A 15,207-nucleotide genomic window follows, 5' to 3' on the forward strand; every position below is an offset into this window, starting at 1 on the left:
AGCAGCAGCAGCGTCACGGCGGCCCCGGTCACGGTCCGCCCGCGGACAGCAGAGCGTCCAGCTCTGACTTCGCCGGCCCCGGAACCATGGCGCCGTTGCTGCGGATCAGGGCAGGGGTCACCGACAACCCCTCCGGGCCGCTCCTCAGCAGCGCCACCTCGTCCACCTGCCGTCCCTGGCGGGTCCGGTTGAGATGGATGAGCACGTCGAGGGCGCTGCCGACCTGCAGTTCCAAGGCCCGCCGGCTCATGCCCGCGAGCGCACCGAGCGCGGCCAGCCGGGCCGGGACAGCCTCAGCGGAGTTCGCGTGCAGCGTTCCGCCGGCGCCGTCGTGCCCGGTATTCATGGCAGCCAGCAGCTCGCGCACCTCGCCGCCCCGGCACTCCCCCACCACGAGCCGGTCGGGGCGCATCCGCAGGGCCTGGCGCACCAGATCCGCCAGGTCGATGCCTCCGCTGCCCTCGATGTTGCCGCGTCGGCTCTGCAGCCCCAGCACGTGCGGATGGTCCGGCTTCAGCTCGGAGGCGTCCTCCACCACCACTATCCGTTCCCGGTGGCCGCACAAGGACAGCATGGCAGCCAGCAGCGTGGTCTTCCCCGTGCCGGTGGCGCCGCTGATCAGGAAGTTGAGCCGCCGTATGATCACTGCGCGCAGCACCGAGGCAACGGCGTCGTCGGCCATGCCGCCGGCAACCAGCTCCGGCAACAGCAGGACCCGGCTCCGCCGGATCCGGATCGACAGCACCGTTCCGGCCGTGGAGACAGGCGGCAGGACGGCATGAATCCGGTACGGTCCCAGCTGCACGTCGGCGCAGGGGCTGGCGTCGTCAAGACGTCGGCCGCCCGCGGCGACCAGCCGGACTGCCAGGGCCCGTACATCCATCTCGGTGCCCAGCCGCAGTCCGGACAGGGCCAGCCCGTCGCGGCCTTCAGTCCAGACCTGGTCAGGCGCGTTGACGAGGATGTCGGTCACCGCTGGGTCCTCCGCCAGCGGCTGCAGCGGCCCCAGGCCCTGCAGCTCGGCACGCACCCGGTCCACGGCGGCCAGGGCTCCCTGGGTGCCGAGCACCCGCCCGCTCTGCTGGACCGCCTCCGCCAGGCCCACCCGGGTCACGGGTGCCGGATCCGCCACCACCCTGCGGCGGATCAACGCCACGACGTCGTCCATGCCGGGTTCCCCGGGCGGGCCGGCGGACGACGTCGGATGGCCGGGACGGAACGGCAGGGACTGGACAGGCTCTCCGGCAACGTGGCGGCCGGACCGGGTACTCATGGAGCACCCGCCGTCCGGGCCAGGCCGGCTGCGAGCACGCCCTGAAGGCGGCGCCTGACGGAACGGCGCCGCCCCGCAGCCAGCACTCCGACCCGGTCCGACTCGCGGTCCAGCCGCGGGTAGCGGGGCAGGTACCCGGCGAGCGGCAGGCCCACGATCTCCGCCGCCCGCTGCTCGTCCAGCCCATCGGCCAGCGGCCCGCGCACCACGACCTGCGCACCGGAGAGCCGGACCGCGGACTGCGCGGCGGCAAGCAGCGCCCGCCGTGTTCCGGGAACCACCAGCAGGACAGCGTCGCAGCGGACGGAAGCGCTTCCACTGCCCCTGCCAAGGTCCATTACCACCGTGCCGGCCTTGCCGCGTCCGGCCTCGAGCACCGCATCCAGCAGCTGCATATCCGGCGGTCCCTCGCTGCCGCTGAGGACACTGATGCCGGCCGCCGTCGGCAGGGCCGGGAACAGCTGCTCCGGGTGGATGGAGCCGCGGACCTCCCGCAGCCCGGACCAGCGCAGTCCGGGCACATCGGCGATGTCCAGGCAGAGGTCGAGCCCGTGGCTGCCCGGGTCGGCGTCCAGCAGCATTACCGGTCCGGTACGCAGCGCTTCCTGCGCCAGCCAGCAGGCGGTGGTGCTGGTCCCGGCGCCGCCGCAGCCGCCGGCGACCCCGAGTACCACCGCCGGGGAAGCCGCTGGAGCCGGGCGCAGGTGGTCGACAAGCCATGCCGCCGCATCGGGCAGGACGGCGACCCGGTGCGCGCCCAGCTCCGCGGCAAGCTCCCAGACGTGGGCCTGCCCGGGGCCGGCCAGCAAAATGATCCGCCGGCCGCCGCTCCGGAGAGCCGCCCGCGCTCCGGCCCGTCGGGCCGTGTCCACGTCGATCAGCAGGGTTGCGGCAGCAGCCGCGGCGGCTTCTCCGATGCCGGCGCAGACGATCAGTTCCCGGTCTGCGGCGGCAGCTATACGGGCGATTTCCTCATGCAGGCTCTGGGACCCGGTGAGCAGCAGCAGCGCCTCAGGCGCCCCTGCCCTCCCTGACCCGGCTGCTGCCCCAACCCGGGCAGTGTCCGTCCCCGCCGGGGCTCCCGGCCAGGAGTTCATCCGGCGCTCCGGCACCTGCACTCCGTCCGGTGCCGCCCGGGCGCGTCGACGCCGCCGCTCCCCGGGCGCTCCGGCCGCGGCCGGCCCTGCCGGCACCCACCCCGTGTCTGCTTCCGGCAGCACCGCCGCCATCCTGCCCTCCCCAACCTCGTCCCGCACCTGTCCGGCGCCGGCCATCCGGCCATCCTGCCGCTGCGCCTCCGTCCCTGCCGGAGAGGCAGTCCGGGCAGTCTGCCGTGCCTGCGCACTCAGCCTGGGGCGTGGGAAGGCCGCAGGGATCGGGAACGAAGCCGGCTGGGGACCGGGCGGAAGGCAGCCGCTGCTGTGGAGGACGGCGGCAGCCCGAAGAGTCCTTCCCTGCCGTGACACGGCAGGCAGGGACAATGGAGGCATGTACGTTCTCCTCGCCCCCGGCATCGTGGACCGCCGTGCCGCCCGGGCGGCCGGCCATCCGGCGTCGGCTCCTCCCGGGACCGCAGCGGAGCCGGTTGTGCTTCAGCCGGCGGACGAGCACGGCCAGCCCACCGGCGAGGCCCGTACCGTGGGTCCGGCGGAGCTGCCGGCCGCCGTCGCGCACTTCGAAGCCGCCGGGGCCCGCTGGGTCTGGGAAGGCAGCCGGGCAGCCTACGCACCGCTGCTCGCCGCCGGGCTGCGGGTGGAACGCTGCCATGACCTCGCCCTGGTGCGTGGCATCCTGCGCTTCTCACCGGCCGCCGCGGCCACCCCCTATGTGGAGAAGCTGAGGGCTGAGGCACCGGACGAGGATCAGCCGGAGCTGCTGCCGCGCTCCGTGCCGCCGGCCCGGGTCAGCCCGGACCAGGGTTCGCTGTTCGATGACGCAGGGCTGCTTGGCGCCGGCGGCCCGGCTCCCGGCCCGGATACGGAGGCAATGGCGTCCGAGCTGACCGAGCAGCTTGCAGCCATCGCCGGTTCCCCCTCCCGGCAACGGCTCGCCCTGCTGTGCGCCGCGGAGTCGGCCGGCGGGCTGGTCGCTGCGGAGATGGAGCACGCCGGAATTCCGTGGCGGCGGAGCCTGCACGAGGCCATGCTCGAGGAACAGCTCGGCCCGCGCCCGCCCGAGGGCCTGCGCCCCCGCGAGCTGGAATCCCTGGTGGAGCAGCTGCGCGCGGCGCTGGGCAGCCCCCGGCTGAATCCGGATTCCCCTCAGGAGCTGATTCGTGCCCTGCACCGGGCCGGAATCGAGGTGCGCAGCACCCGCTCCTGGGAACTGCAGCAGCACAACCACCCCGCCATCGAACCGCTGCTGCGCTACAAGAAGCTCGCCCGGCTGCTCGCCGCCAACGGCTGGCACTGGCTGGATGCGTGGGTGCACAACAACCGGTTCCGCACCGAGTACGTGGTGGGCGGCGTCGTCTCCGGCCGCTGGGCCTCCCGCGGTGGCGGTGCGCTGCAGATTCCCAAGGAGGTGCGTGACGCCGTCCGCCCCGACCCCGGCCACCGGCTGGTGGTGGCCGACGCCGCCCAGCTGGAGCCGCGGGTGCTCGCGGCACTGGGGCAGGACGACGGCCTGGCAGCCGCCGCACGCGGGCAGGACCTGTATCAGGGCATCGCGGACCAGGGCTTCGGCGGTGACCGGGCCAAGGCAAAGATGGCGATGCTGGGGGCCATGTACGGCGCCACCAGCGGAGAGGCCGGGCGCCTCATGCCGGTGCTGACCCGCGCCTATCCCCGGGCGATCGGCGTCGTGGAACAGGCTGCACGCACCGGCGAGGCCGGCGGCACCGTGGCCAGCCATCTCGGCCGCGGCTGCCCGCCGGCGTCCGAACGCTGGCTGGCGGCTCAGCGGACGGCGAGCGCCGAGGAACAGCGGCGGGCGGACTCCCTCGCCCGGTCCCGGGGGCGGTTCACCCGCAACTTCGTGGTCCAGGCCAGCGCCGCGGAGTGGGCACTGTGCTGGCTCGCGGGAATCCGGCGCCGTCTTCGGGCGGCCTCGGCGGACGGCCGGTCGGCCGGGGAGCTGGTGTTCTTCCTGCATGACGAGGTCATGCTGCACGTTCCGGCGGACCGCGCCGAGGAGGCGGCCGCTGCGGTGCAGGCCGCCGCGGCTGAGGCGACGTCGCTGCTGTTCGGCCGGATCCCGCTGGAATTTCCGGTGCAGACCGTCATCGTCGATTCCTACTCGGACGCCAAGTAGGCCTCTGCGGCGCGGCCTCTTGCCGGAGCGGGAAACCACCGCCGGATCATCAGGCAGTAGCCGCCGAGGAACACCAAGCTGAACAGGAGGCCGGCCGGAGCCAGATCCGTTGCGTTCGGATCGAGGAGGCCGGCCGCGCCCATGCCCAGCACCCCGACGTTGTTGACTACATGCAGGGCGACGGCGGCTTCCAGCCCCCCGGTCCGCCAGGTGGCCCAGCCTGCCGCCACGGCGAACGCGGCCACATCGATCTGGCCGACGAGGCCGTAACCGTGGAGGATGACGAACAGCGGAACCGGCAGGAGGATGGCGAACGCCGGATGCCGCAGCCAGGATCCGATGACCTGCATCAGCAGGCCCCGGAACGCATACTCCTCCGCCGCGGCTTGAAACGGCACCAGCGCCAGGACCACGAACAGCAAGGACCAGGAGGCGTTCGTTTCCATATCGGCCGGCCGGGCAAGGCCGGGGACCAGCAGGCCCGCGCCGTAGATGGGAACGAACAACGCGCCCGCCAGGGCCGAGAACCGCAGGAGCAGGCTCCACCGCAGCCGCCCGGTCACCGATGACAGCCGGCCCGGCGGACACCCGCCGCCCCAGCGAACGCCCAGCACCACCGCAGGCCACATCAAAATGACAGTGCCGAGCAGGAATGCCAGCTGGCCCGGGTGGGTGAGGTCCATCTCGGCGGCCATCGCCTGATCCAACGCGGCGCCCACCGCCGGCACCAATACGCCCAGGACCACCAGCGGCACCATTACGGCCAAGACCAGGCCCAGATACACCAGGAGCGCGGCCAGCACGGTGGTGACCGGCCGCCACCAGCGGTAGTTCGGTTCAGCCCGGGCCAGGCGGTGGAACGGTAGCGGCGGGAACTGTGATGAAAACATGGTGTCCAGCGTGCCCGTGCACCGCGCACCACCGCTTCGGCCATGCGGATGCAGCCGGCCTGCCGAAAGGCTGGAACTGTTTCATGCTTTTGGCTGATTGCCGACCGCACCCGGCTCTGGCTAGCGTTGATGCAATGCCACACGATCCGTTGCGCCGCGGGACCCTCCAGGTGGTGGGTCTGACCACCGCCGCTGCCATGACCGGCCTGTTGGCATTTTTAGTGGTGCGCGGTATCGGGATCTCGCTGGAGGATCCGGATCCCCTGCCGTTCCTGGGCCTGATGCTCATTGATTTGCTGCTCGGGACGGCCGCCCTCGTGCTCCTCCCGTTCGCACTGACGCGGGCACCGTTCGGAGCCGGATTGGCGGTCGTCGCCATGGCGTCGCTGTCGGTCCTGGCGTTCCCCGCCGGTTGCCTGGCCCTCATCGAAATCGCCGCGCTGCGCCGGCCACGGGAACTGGCGACGGCGGTCGCCGTCTTCACAGCGGCCATCGCCGTCGACCTGCTGCTTTTCCCCGACCCGGAGGTCTCACCGTGGGCCGCCGGCGCCCTGGGGCTCGCCATGCTCCTGGTCCTGGTCCTGATCGGGCTCAACCGCGGCGCCCGGCGGGCGCTGGTGCTGTCGCTGCGGCACGAGGCCGAAAGCGCCCGCCGGGAGCACGGAATCCGGGAGGAGAAGGCCCGGCTGGCCGAACGGACCCGGATCGCCCGGGAAATGCATGACACCCTGGCCCACCGTCTGAGCCTGGTCTCCATGCACGCCGGCGCCCTGGAATACCGCACCGATCTGGACCCGGAAACCATCCGTTCCACCGCCCGAACGCTCCGCGAGACCGCGCACAAGGCCTCCGAGGAGCTGCGTGCCGTGCTGAATGTGCTCCGGGAGGAGGCTGCGGAAGCGGTTCCCCAACCCGATGTGCAGTCCATTCCCGCCCTGGTGGATGCGGCGCGCTCCGTCGGCACACAGGTGGACCTGAGCATTGACCCTGCGCTCCGGGACCCGGAAGCGCACGGCCTGGCCGATGCCACCTCCCGCCATCTCTACCGCACGGTGCAGGAGTGCCTCACGAATGCCCGCAAGCACGCCCCCGGCTCCCCCGTCAGCGTGGTGCTGGCCGGGCGGCCCGGCCGCGGAATCTCGGTAACGGTGAGCAACCCGCTCACCTCGCCTCCGGCCCGCGCTTCCGGAGGCATGGGCCTCGTCGGCCTGGCCGAGCGGGCACGCCTGTCCGGCGGGTCCCTGGAGTCGGGGCCGGAGAACGGAAGCTACACGACAACTGTGCGGGTGCCGTGGTGAGCGGGCCGGTGCTGCGCGTCCTGGTCGTCGACGACGAGCCGCTGGTCCGCGCCGGGCTGCAGCTCATCCTCGGCGGGGCACCGGACCTGACGGTCATCGGAGAGGCAGAAAACGGCGAAGCGGCGGTCCGGCTGGCCGCTGAACAGAAGCCCGACGTTGTCCTCATGGATATCCGCATGCCCGTCCTGGACGGTGTGGCGGCCACCTCGCGCATCAGGTCCGCCGCTGAGGCCCCGCGCGTCGTCGTCCTGACAGCCTTCGACACGGATGACTTCATCCTGGGTGCCCTCCGGGCCGGAGCCAGCGGATTCCTGCTCAAGGACGCCGCCCCGGAGGAAATGGTCTCAGCGGTCCGCGCGGCCGCGCGCGATGACCTGCGCTTCTCACCCGAGGTCCTGCGCCGCATCGTCGCCGTCGCCGCTGCAGGGTCCCTGCCGGCTGCTCCGGACCGGGAGGACCGGCTGGCGGTACTGACCGAGCGGGAGCGCGAGGTTGCCCACGCCGTCTCCCGAGGGCTGACCAACACTGAAATCAGCAGCGAGCTGTTCCTGAGCATCGCCACGGTCAAAACGCACATCGCCGGCGCCTTTGCAAAGCTGGACGTGACGAACCGGGTGCAGCTGGCGGTCGCCGTCCTGGACGCAGGCGACGCCCGGGTTCCGGGGCACGCCGGGCGCCCCGACGGCTAGACCGGCGCCGCGTTCGGTGGCGGCCGCGGCATCGCGGGCCTGCCCGGGCACCAACGCCTTGCTACAGCGGCGGATCGATCTCCAGCGAGCTGTCCCAGGGCAGGGTCCACCCCAGCCGGTCCAGCAGCGCGTCAAGGATCATCCCGGTGAAACCCCACACCAGCACCCCGTTCACGGTGAACGCCGGGGTGCGGTGGACCATCCGGCCGCGCCGGACGACGGCGGTGCGCCGGTTCGCGGGATCCAGCAGGTCCGCCACCGGGACCCGGAACACCTGTGCCGACTCCGCGTAGTCGACCACGTCGACCGGGGTGGGTTTCTCCCACCAGGCCAGCACCGGGGTCACCAGGAAGTTGCTCACCGGAAGGCCCATCTCGGGCAGCTGGCCCAGCACGCGCACACCGGCCGGATCCAGGCCGGTTTCCTCTTCCGCCTCGCGCAGCGCGGCGCCGGCGAATCCGTCGTCGCCCGGGTCCACGCCGCCGCCGGGAAAGGCCACCTGCCCGGGATGGGAGTTCAGGGTCGCGGCACGCTCGACCAGCAGGACGTCGAGGTCGGCCGGCGCCGCTGAGCCGGAGAAATCGGCCGGACGGTCGTCCAGGACGCCGAACAGGATCAGCACCGCCGCGCGGCGCGCCCGCTCCGGGTCCACGCTGCGGCGCATCTGCTCCAGCGCCACGTCCAGGTCCGATCCGGAGCCCGGAGTCCAGTCCCGCGCGGCGGCGGCCAGCGCCTCAAGCTGTGCGCGGGCGCTCATGCGTCGAGGCTGAAGCCGGCGGCCCGCAGCTGGGCCCTGGTTTCGGCGGCCATCATCCGTTGGTACAGCTCCTCGCGTCCGGGGGCCAGCTCGTACTTGAGCAGTTTCCGGGCCTTGTCGGGGTCGGTCTCGCCTTCGCCGTAGGACGGGCACAGCTGCGCGACGGCGCACGCCCCGCACGCGGGTTTCCTGGCGTGGCAGACCCGCCGCCCGTGGAAGACGACCCGGTGCGAGAGCATGGTCCAGTCCTTCGGCTCGAACAGCTCGGCGACGTCCTGCTCGATCTGCACCGGGTCCGTGGACTCCGTCCAGCCGAAGCGGCGCGAGAGCCGCCCGAAGTGGGTGTCGACGGTGATCCCGGGAACGCCGAAGGCGTTGCCCAGCACCACGTTCGCCGTCTTGCGGCCGACGCCGGGCAGGGTGACCAGGTCCTCGAGCCGGCCCGGCACCTCGCCGTCGTACTCGTCGACCAGCCGGTTGGCGAGGGCCAGGAGGTTCGTCGCCTTGGCCCGGAAGAACCCGGTGGGGCGGATCAGCTCCTGCAGCTCCACCTCGTCGGCCTCCGCCAGCGCCCGCGGGTCCGAGTAGCGGGCGAACAGCGTGGGGGTGACCATGTTCACCCGCACATCGGTGGTCTGTGCCGAGAGCACGGTGGCCACCAGCAGCTCATAGGGGTTCGTGAAATCCAGCTCGGCCACTGCGTACGGATACAGCTCGGCCAGCAGCCGGTTGATGCGGCGGGCCCGGCGCTTGCGCGCCAGTTCCGTCTCCTGTCCCCAGGCCTTTGCCACGCGAGTCTTCCTTTGTTCGGTCAGCGGCCGGGCCGCAGTGTGCTGTTCTCCGGCGCCCGGGGCAGCCCTGCCCCGGGGCCTTTAGTTGTCGTCGCTGGACACGCGTTCGATGTTGCTCAGGTCCCGCAGGACGCCGATGCGGCCGGTGCGCTTGTCCTGGACCAGGAACTCGTGCCCGCGGTCCTCCAGGCCCAGCTCCCAGTCCCCGGGGTAGAACATGAACAGCGGCAGCCCGGTGCGCTCGTCGACGATCTGCCGGGGCGTGCCCACCGCGAACCAGAACGCCTCGACCACGGGTTCGTTCTCGTCGCGGACGGCGCTGATCGATTCGGTGCGCGGATGCGCGGCGGCGTTCTCCACCACCGGGTTGGCGGTCGTGGCGGGCAGGGGTTCCTCGCGGCCGGCCTGGACCGTGGCGGCGCCCTCGGTGCGGCCGTCGGCGACGTCGCCGCCGCTCACTTCCGGGTGCCCGGTGCCGGCCGGCGCTCCGGCCTCGCTGCGGCGGGGGTCCGCCGGTGCCGATTCGGCGCGCCCGGCGTCCACGGGTGCGGATCCGCTGCGGTCGGAGGTGTCCTGTGCCGCCGGTTCCGGTGCGGCTGCGGCGGTGTGAGCGGCCGGCGCGGAGGCACCGGCCTGCTGCGGCGACTGCGGGCCGGACGGGTGGATGGCCTGTCCGGCTTCGGCGGCTCCGACGCCGGCCCCGGCCGCGGCGGCGGCACCGGCACCGGCGGCAGCGGCGGCGCCGTCGGCCGAACCGCGGCCGACGGGCACGCCCTGGATTCCGGCTGCCGGAGCGCCCGTCCGCCCGGACATCCGGGGGTCCGGGTGTCCGACGCCGGCGGGCGCCACGGGCTGCCCGGGCTGCCCGGGCTGTCCGGTGGCGGCAGGCGCCTTGGGCTTGCGGGCCAGCGGGGCGGCGTCACGCGCCACCCGGGATGCCGGAACTTCTGCACGTCCGGCGAAGTCGGCCGAGAAACCCGGGATATGGGGAGCCAGCGTGGTCGCGGCGAAGAACACCAGCGCACCGATCAGGCAGATGAACAGGGATGCGCTCAGGAAGACCGAGAACTGGACCAGGAAGTAGATCAGGCACAGCACGGCGCTGACCGAGGCAAACTGGTCCAGCGACAGGGAACCCACCCGCAGCCGGGTGCCCGGGCTCAGCCGCCGGGCCGCGAAGAGCGCGCCCACGGCCAGTGGCACCAGCACGCCGATGCCCAGGAAGAACACCGACCCCGTGTTCCAGATGTTGGCTCCGAACAGTTCGCCGCGGCGGATGCCGAAGGGCACCAGGGAGGCGACCAGGATCACGAGCAGCGCTCCGAAGACCACCAGCTCCCGCAGGCTGAAGGGGCCGAGTACGGCGGTGCCGGCTTCGCCGCCTTTCTGCTGAGGGGCCGCCGCGCGCGCGGCGGCGTCGTTCCTGCCTTCGTTCCCGACCTGGGGCTGGTTCATGCTGCTCTCCGTTCCGACCCTGCGATGACGCGGTTGAGTCCCTCAACAGCCTAATCAACGCAGGGAACACACACTAGCCGAGGCGGGGCACGGCGCGCGGGCCGGGGCGGGCCGGGGCGGGCCGGGCGGCTACCGCTCACCGCACGTTCACCCCCGCTGACGGCCCTGCATGTGACCGCCACCACAGCTCGGCGATAGTGTGGAAGCCAAGCCGGTGGACGCCCAGGCGTCCGCCGCACGCATTGGACACGTCGAGAAAGGGCCAAAGATGTCTGTGAATCCCCCCGCCGGGCAGGAAGCCTCCACGAAGCGCCACGGTGACGCCCTCGAGAACCTCATGCATGAACGGCGCAGCTTCCCGCCCAGCCCGCAGTTCGCCGAGAACGCCGTGGGCAAGGCCTCCCTCTATGAAGAGGCCGCTGCGGAAGGCCCCGAGTTCTGGGCACGGCAGGCCCGGGAGCTGCTGACCTGGGACGAGGACTTCAGCCAGACCCTCGACTGGTCCGACGCCCCGTTCGCCAAGTGGTTCGTCGGCGGCAAGGTCAACGCCGCGTACAACGCGCTGGACCGCCATGTCGAAGCCGGCAACGGCGACCGGGTGGCCATCTACTTCGAAGGCGAGCCCGGCGACACCCGCACCTACACCTACGCCGAGCTGACCGAAGCGGTGAAGAAGGCCGCGAACGCCTTCGAGTCCCTGGGCGTGGCCAAGGGCGACCGGGTGGCCGTGTACCTGCCGATGATTCCCGAAGCGGTCATCACCATGCTGGCCTGCGCCCGGATCGGCGCCGTGCACTCGGTGGTCTTCGGCGGGTTCTCCGCCGAGGCGCTGCGCAGCCGCATCGACGACGCCGAGGCCAAGCTGGTGGTCACCGCCGACGGCAGCTACCGCCGCGGCAAGCCCAGCGCGCTGAAGCCCGCCGTTGACGCGTCCCTGGCCAAGGACGGCCACAGTGTCGAGCACGTGCTGGTGGTGCGCCGCAACGAACAGCCGGTGGAGTGGACCGAGGGCCGCGACGTGTGGTGGCACGACGCCGTCGATTCCGCGAGCGCCGAGCACACCGCGGTGGGCCACGACTCCGAGCACCCGCTGTTCATCCTGTACACCTCCGGCACCACCGGCAAGCCCAAGGGCATCCTCCACACCACCGGCGGGTACCTGGCGCAGACCGCCTTCACGCACCGGAACACCTTCGACCTGCATCCCGAGACCGACGTCTACTGGTGCACCGCCGACATCGGCTGGGTGACGGGCCACAGCTACGTGACCTACGCCCCGCTGGTCAACGGCGCCACCCAGCTGATCTACGAGGGCACCCCGGACACCCCGCACCAGGGCCGCTGGTGGGAGCTCGTGGAAAAGTACAAGGTCTCCATCCTGTACACGGCGCCGACGGCGATCCGCACCTGCATGAAGTGGGGCCGGGACATTCCGGGCAGGTTCGACCTCGATTCCCTGCGCGTGCTGGGCACCGTGGGCGAGCCGATCAACCCCGAAGCGTGGATGTGGTACCGGACGGTCATCGGCGCCAACGGCGGCAAGAAGGAGCATCCGGCGCCGATCGTGGACACCTGGTGGCAGACCGAGACCGGGGCGCACATGATCGCCCCGCTGCCCGGCGTCACGGCCACCAAGCCCGGCTCGGCGCAGGTGCCGGTGCCCGGCATCAGCGTGGACGTGGTCGACGAGATGGGCGAATCGGTACCGGACGGTTCCGGCGGTTTCCTGGTCATCCGGGAGCCGTGGCCGTCCATGCTGCGCGGCATCTGGGGAGATCCGCAGCGTTTCAAGGACACCTACTGGTCCCGCTTTGACGGCATGTACTTCGCCGGCGACGGCGCGAAGAAGGACGAGGACGGCGACATCTGGCTGCTGGGCCGGGTGGATGACGTCATGAACGTCTCCGGGCACCGCCTGTCCACCACCGAGATCGAATCGGCGCTGGTGTCCCATCCGTCGGTGGCGGAGGCCGCCGTCGTCGGCGCCGCGGACGAGACCACCGGTGAGGCCGTGGTGGCGTTCGTGATCCTGCGCGGCAGCGCCAAGGAGGATCCGGACATCGTCACCACGCTGCGCAACCACGTGGGCAGCGAGATCGGCCCGATCGCCAAGCCGCGGAACATCCTGGTGGTTCCGGAGCTGCCCAAGACCCGCTCCGGGAAGATCATGCGCCGCCTGCTCAAGGACGTTGCCGAAGGCCGCGAAGCCGGCGATGCGAGCACGCTGGCCGACAACACGGTCATGCAGCAGATCGCGGAGTCACTGAAGAAGTAGAGCAGACGCACAAAAGGTGCGCGCCCCCGCCTGGGGACGCGCACCTTTTGCCGTGCAGGTCTTGCCGTGCAGGGTCAGCCGACGACGGCGTCGACCTCCACCTCGATGTTCCCGCGGGTGGCGTTGGAGTAGGGGCACACCTCATGCGCGCGGGCGACCAGCTTGTCCGCGGTGCCCTGGTCCACTCCGGACATCTCGGCGTGCAGGGCCACGGAGAGCTGGAAGCCGCCGCCGTCCACGGGGTGGATGCTCACCTCGGCAGTGATCGCGCTGTCGGCAATGTCCGCCTTGGCCTCGCGGGCGGCGAGCTTGAGGGCGGAGTGGAAACAGGCCGCATAGCCCAGGGCGAAGAGCTGCTCCGGGTTGGTGGCGCCGCCGGCGCCGCCCATCTCCTTGGGCACGGCGAGGTCGACGGCGACCTGGCCGTCGCTCGTGCGGGCCTCTCCGTTGCGTCCATCGCCGACGGCGGTTGCGACCGCGGTGTACAAAGCGCTCATGAGGGTTCCTCCATTGTTCGGGGACAGTGTCAGGTGTAACCATCCTCGGGCCCGGCTATTCCCCGCCGCCCGCAGCCGCGCCCGCCCGACCGGCGCCCAGACGAAAAGAATCGTTGCACGCGTCACACATACTGGCGCCGCAGCGCCCCCGCAGAGCAGAATCAGCTTTCGTGTCCATCTCCCCCGCCCCAGGTTCCTCCCCCGCTCCCGACGCCGCTTCGGCGGCATCCGCCGCTCCGGCACCGGATGCCCGAACGGCACGCAAGGTCGCCGCGGCCTCGTTCATCGGCACCGCCCTGGAGTCCTATGACTTCTACGTGTTCGGCACCGCTGCGGCACTGGTGCTCAACCGGATCTTCTTCCCCGATGTCGATCCGCTCACCGGCACCCTGCTGGCCTTCCTGAGCCTGGGCATGGGCTTCGTAGCTCGGCCGGTCGGGGCCGTGCTCTTCGGCCACATCGGTGACCGGATCGGGCGCAAGAAGGCGCTGATCTGGACCATCGTCCTGATGGGCACCGCGACCGGCCTTATCGGCCTGCTGCCGGACTACGGCGTCATCGGCGCCTGGGCTCCCGTGCTGCTGACGGTGCTGAGGCTGCTGCAGGGCCTGGCCGTGGGCGGAGAGTGGGGCGGAGCCGTCCTGATCGCCACCGAGTACGCGCCGCGCCGCCGCCGTGCGCTCTACGCCGCGATCCCGCAGATCGGCTCCCCCGTGGGCACCATCATGGTCAGCGGAACCTTCCTGGTGCTGGCCCTGGCCAGCCCCGAAGCCGTGGAGGCCGGGCTCTGGCGCATTCCCTTCCTGCTGGCCTTCCCGTTCATGGCCATCGCCATCTACCTGCGGGTCGCCATCGACGAGACACCGGTGTTCAAGCAGGTCGAGAACCGGCACCAGGTGGCCCGCATCCCGCTGCTGGACGTGCTGCGCAGCCAGCCGCTGGCCGTCCTGACCGCCGTGGCCGCCTCCCTGCTCGGCATCGGCTCCTACTTCCTCATGACCACCTACACCCAGTCCTACGGCGTGGAGGTCCTGGGCCTGTCGCAGAACACGGTGCTGAACGCCGCCCTGGTCGGCTCGGTCCTGCAGCTGGCCACCATCCCGGCCTTTGGCTGGCTGGCCACGCGGATCGGTTCAGCCCGCGTCGTGGCCGGCGGCGCCGTCGCCACCGCCCTGATCTCCTTCCCGCTGTACTACCTGATCAGCATCGCCGACCGGCCGCTGTACATCCTGACCATCCTGATCGGCGGCATCGCCCCCACGGCCGCCTGGGCGGCTCTGGGCGGGCTGATGGCGGACCTTTTCCCGGCCCGCACCAGCTTCACGGCCATGTCCCTGGCCTACAGCTTCGCGGGCATCGCCGCCGGCTTCACGCCGTCGGCCACCGCACTCTTCGCCGACCTGACCGGCAGCGCCTGGTGGCACCCCGGCGTCGTGCTGGCCCTGATGAGCCTCGTCACGCTGGCCGGCGCCGCAGGCGCCGCCCGGATGAGCCGCACCCGTTCCGTAACGTCAGAGGCTTCTGCGGCATAGTGGTAGGCATGAACGCTGCTGATTCCGCCCGCACCCTGCTCATCCTCAACGGCCCGAACCTGAACCTGCTCGGCACCCGGGAACCCGCCGTCTACGGCACCGACACCCTGGCGGACCTGGAGGCCACCGCAGAAGACGCGGCGCGGGAACTGGGCTGGAACGTGGAGTGCTTCCAGTCCAACCACGAAGGCGCACTGGTCGAGGCCATCCACGCAGCCCGCGGAAAGGCCGCCGGCATCGTCATCAACCCCGCGGCCTACACGCACACGTCGGTGGCCATCCGCGATGCCCTGACCGGCGTCGGCCTGCCGGTGGTCGAGGTGCACCTGAGCAACATCCACCGGCGTGAGGAGTTCCGCCACCACTCCTTCGTCTCCCCGGTGGCGGAGGCGGTCATCGCCGGCGCCGGCCGGCACGGTTACCGGATGGCGGTGCAGTTCCTGGCCTCGAAGCTGCAGGAAGCGGCCGCCGGCTAGGCACTCCGCCCGGCCTCCGGCG

General features: G+C 71.7%; 13 protein-coding genes. 6 read left to right on the forward strand and 7 right to left on the reverse strand.

Going from position 1 to position 15,207, the window contains the following annotated elements:
* Nucleotides 1–28: 28 nt before the first annotated feature.
* Nucleotides 29–1,273 (reverse strand): TadA family conjugal transfer-associated ATPase, encoded by a 1,245-nt coding sequence (locus AC5RV6_RS03085; RefSeq protein ID WP_494005805.1) that lies wholly within the window; start codon nt 1,271–1,273, stop codon nt 29–31.
* Nucleotides 1,270–2,547 carry a septum site-determining protein Ssd gene (ssd, locus tag AC5RV6_RS03090; protein WP_494005806.1) on the reverse strand — a complete coding sequence of 426 codons (1,278 nt, stop codon included), beginning with the start codon at nt 2,545–2,547 and terminating at the stop codon, nt 1,270–1,272. The genes AC5RV6_RS03085 and ssd overlap by 4 nt, the downstream gene beginning before the upstream one ends.
* Before the next feature lie 214 nt (nt 2,548–2,761).
* Here ssd and AC5RV6_RS03095 point away from each other — a divergent pair, with 214 nt between their 5' ends.
* The gene (locus AC5RV6_RS03095) at nt 2,762–4,525 is read left to right on the forward strand and encodes a bifunctional 3'-5' exonuclease/DNA polymerase (protein WP_494005807.1); all 1,764 of its coding nucleotides are present in this window, start codon (nt 2,762–2,764) and stop codon (nt 4,523–4,525) included.
* Here the strand turns inward: AC5RV6_RS03095 and AC5RV6_RS03100 are convergent.
* Nucleotides 4,507–5,415, reverse strand: a complete 909-nt coding sequence (locus AC5RV6_RS03100) for a CPBP family intramembrane glutamic endopeptidase (protein WP_494005808.1) — start codon at nt 5,413–5,415, stop codon at nt 4,507–4,509. The two genes, AC5RV6_RS03095 and AC5RV6_RS03100, sit on opposite strands and share 19 nt — an antisense overlap.
* 134 nt (nt 5,416–5,549) lie before the next feature.
* Between AC5RV6_RS03100 and AC5RV6_RS03105 the strand changes: the two genes are divergently transcribed.
* Together AC5RV6_RS03105 and AC5RV6_RS03110 are read left to right on the forward strand one after the other, a co-directional pair.
* Nucleotides 5,550–6,713, forward strand: coding sequence for a sensor histidine kinase (locus AC5RV6_RS03105; RefSeq protein ID WP_494005809.1), 1,164 nt, complete (start codon nt 5,550–5,552; stop codon nt 6,711–6,713).
* Nucleotides 6,710–7,402 (forward strand): response regulator transcription factor, encoded by a 693-nt coding sequence (locus AC5RV6_RS03110; protein ID WP_494005810.1) that lies wholly within the window; start codon nt 6,710–6,712, stop codon nt 7,400–7,402. Before AC5RV6_RS03105 ends, AC5RV6_RS03110 begins: the two co-directional genes overlap by 4 nt.
* Before the next feature lie 61 nt (nt 7,403–7,463).
* On the opposite strand, the gene AC5RV6_RS03115 is transcribed toward AC5RV6_RS03110, so the two are convergent.
* The 3 genes from AC5RV6_RS03115 to AC5RV6_RS03125 all read right to left on the reverse strand — a co-directional run bounded on the left by AC5RV6_RS03115 (nt 7,464) and on the right by AC5RV6_RS03125 (nt 10,405).
* Nucleotides 7,464–8,159 carry an NUDIX hydrolase gene (locus tag AC5RV6_RS03115; protein WP_494005811.1) on the reverse strand — a complete coding sequence of 232 codons (696 nt, stop codon included), beginning with the start codon at nt 8,157–8,159 and terminating at the stop codon, nt 7,464–7,466.
* Nucleotides 8,156–8,950 (reverse strand): endonuclease III, encoded by a 795-nt coding sequence (gene nth, locus AC5RV6_RS03120; RefSeq protein WP_494005812.1) that lies wholly within the window; start codon nt 8,948–8,950, stop codon nt 8,156–8,158. The genes AC5RV6_RS03115 and nth overlap by 4 nt, the downstream gene beginning before the upstream one ends.
* An 81-nt stretch (nt 8,951–9,031) precedes the next feature.
* On the reverse strand, nt 9,032–10,405 hold the full coding sequence (locus AC5RV6_RS03125; protein WP_494005813.1) for a hypothetical protein: 1,374 nt from the start codon (nt 10,403–10,405) through the stop codon (nt 9,032–9,034).
* A gap of 268 nt (nt 10,406–10,673) precedes the next feature.
* Between AC5RV6_RS03125 and acs the strand changes: the two genes are divergently transcribed.
* On the forward strand, nt 10,674–12,680 hold the full coding sequence (gene acs, locus AC5RV6_RS03130; RefSeq protein ID WP_494005814.1) for an acetate--CoA ligase: 2,007 nt from the start codon (nt 10,674–10,676) through the stop codon (nt 12,678–12,680).
* A 74-nt stretch (nt 12,681–12,754) separates the two neighbouring features.
* Here acs and AC5RV6_RS03135 read toward each other — a convergent pair whose 3' ends face one another.
* Nucleotides 12,755–13,177, reverse strand: coding sequence for an organic hydroperoxide resistance protein (locus AC5RV6_RS03135; RefSeq protein ID WP_494005815.1), 423 nt, complete (start codon nt 13,175–13,177; stop codon nt 12,755–12,757).
* Between the two features lie 170 nt (nt 13,178–13,347).
* Between AC5RV6_RS03135 and AC5RV6_RS03140 the strand changes: the two genes are divergently transcribed.
* Both AC5RV6_RS03140 and aroQ read left to right on the forward strand, forming a co-directional pair.
* On the forward strand, nt 13,348–14,709 hold the full coding sequence (locus AC5RV6_RS03140; protein ID WP_494005816.1) for an MFS transporter: 1,362 nt from the start codon (nt 13,348–13,350) through the stop codon (nt 14,707–14,709).
* 8 nt (nt 14,710–14,717) lie between these two features.
* The gene (aroQ, locus tag AC5RV6_RS03145) at nt 14,718–15,185 is read left to right on the forward strand and encodes a type II 3-dehydroquinate dehydratase (protein ID WP_494005817.1); all 468 of its coding nucleotides are present in this window, start codon (nt 14,718–14,720) and stop codon (nt 15,183–15,185) included.
* The last annotated feature ends 22 nt before the right edge of the window (nt 15,186–15,207 follow it).

Source organism: Arthrobacter saudimassiliensis (assembly GCF_059090665.1).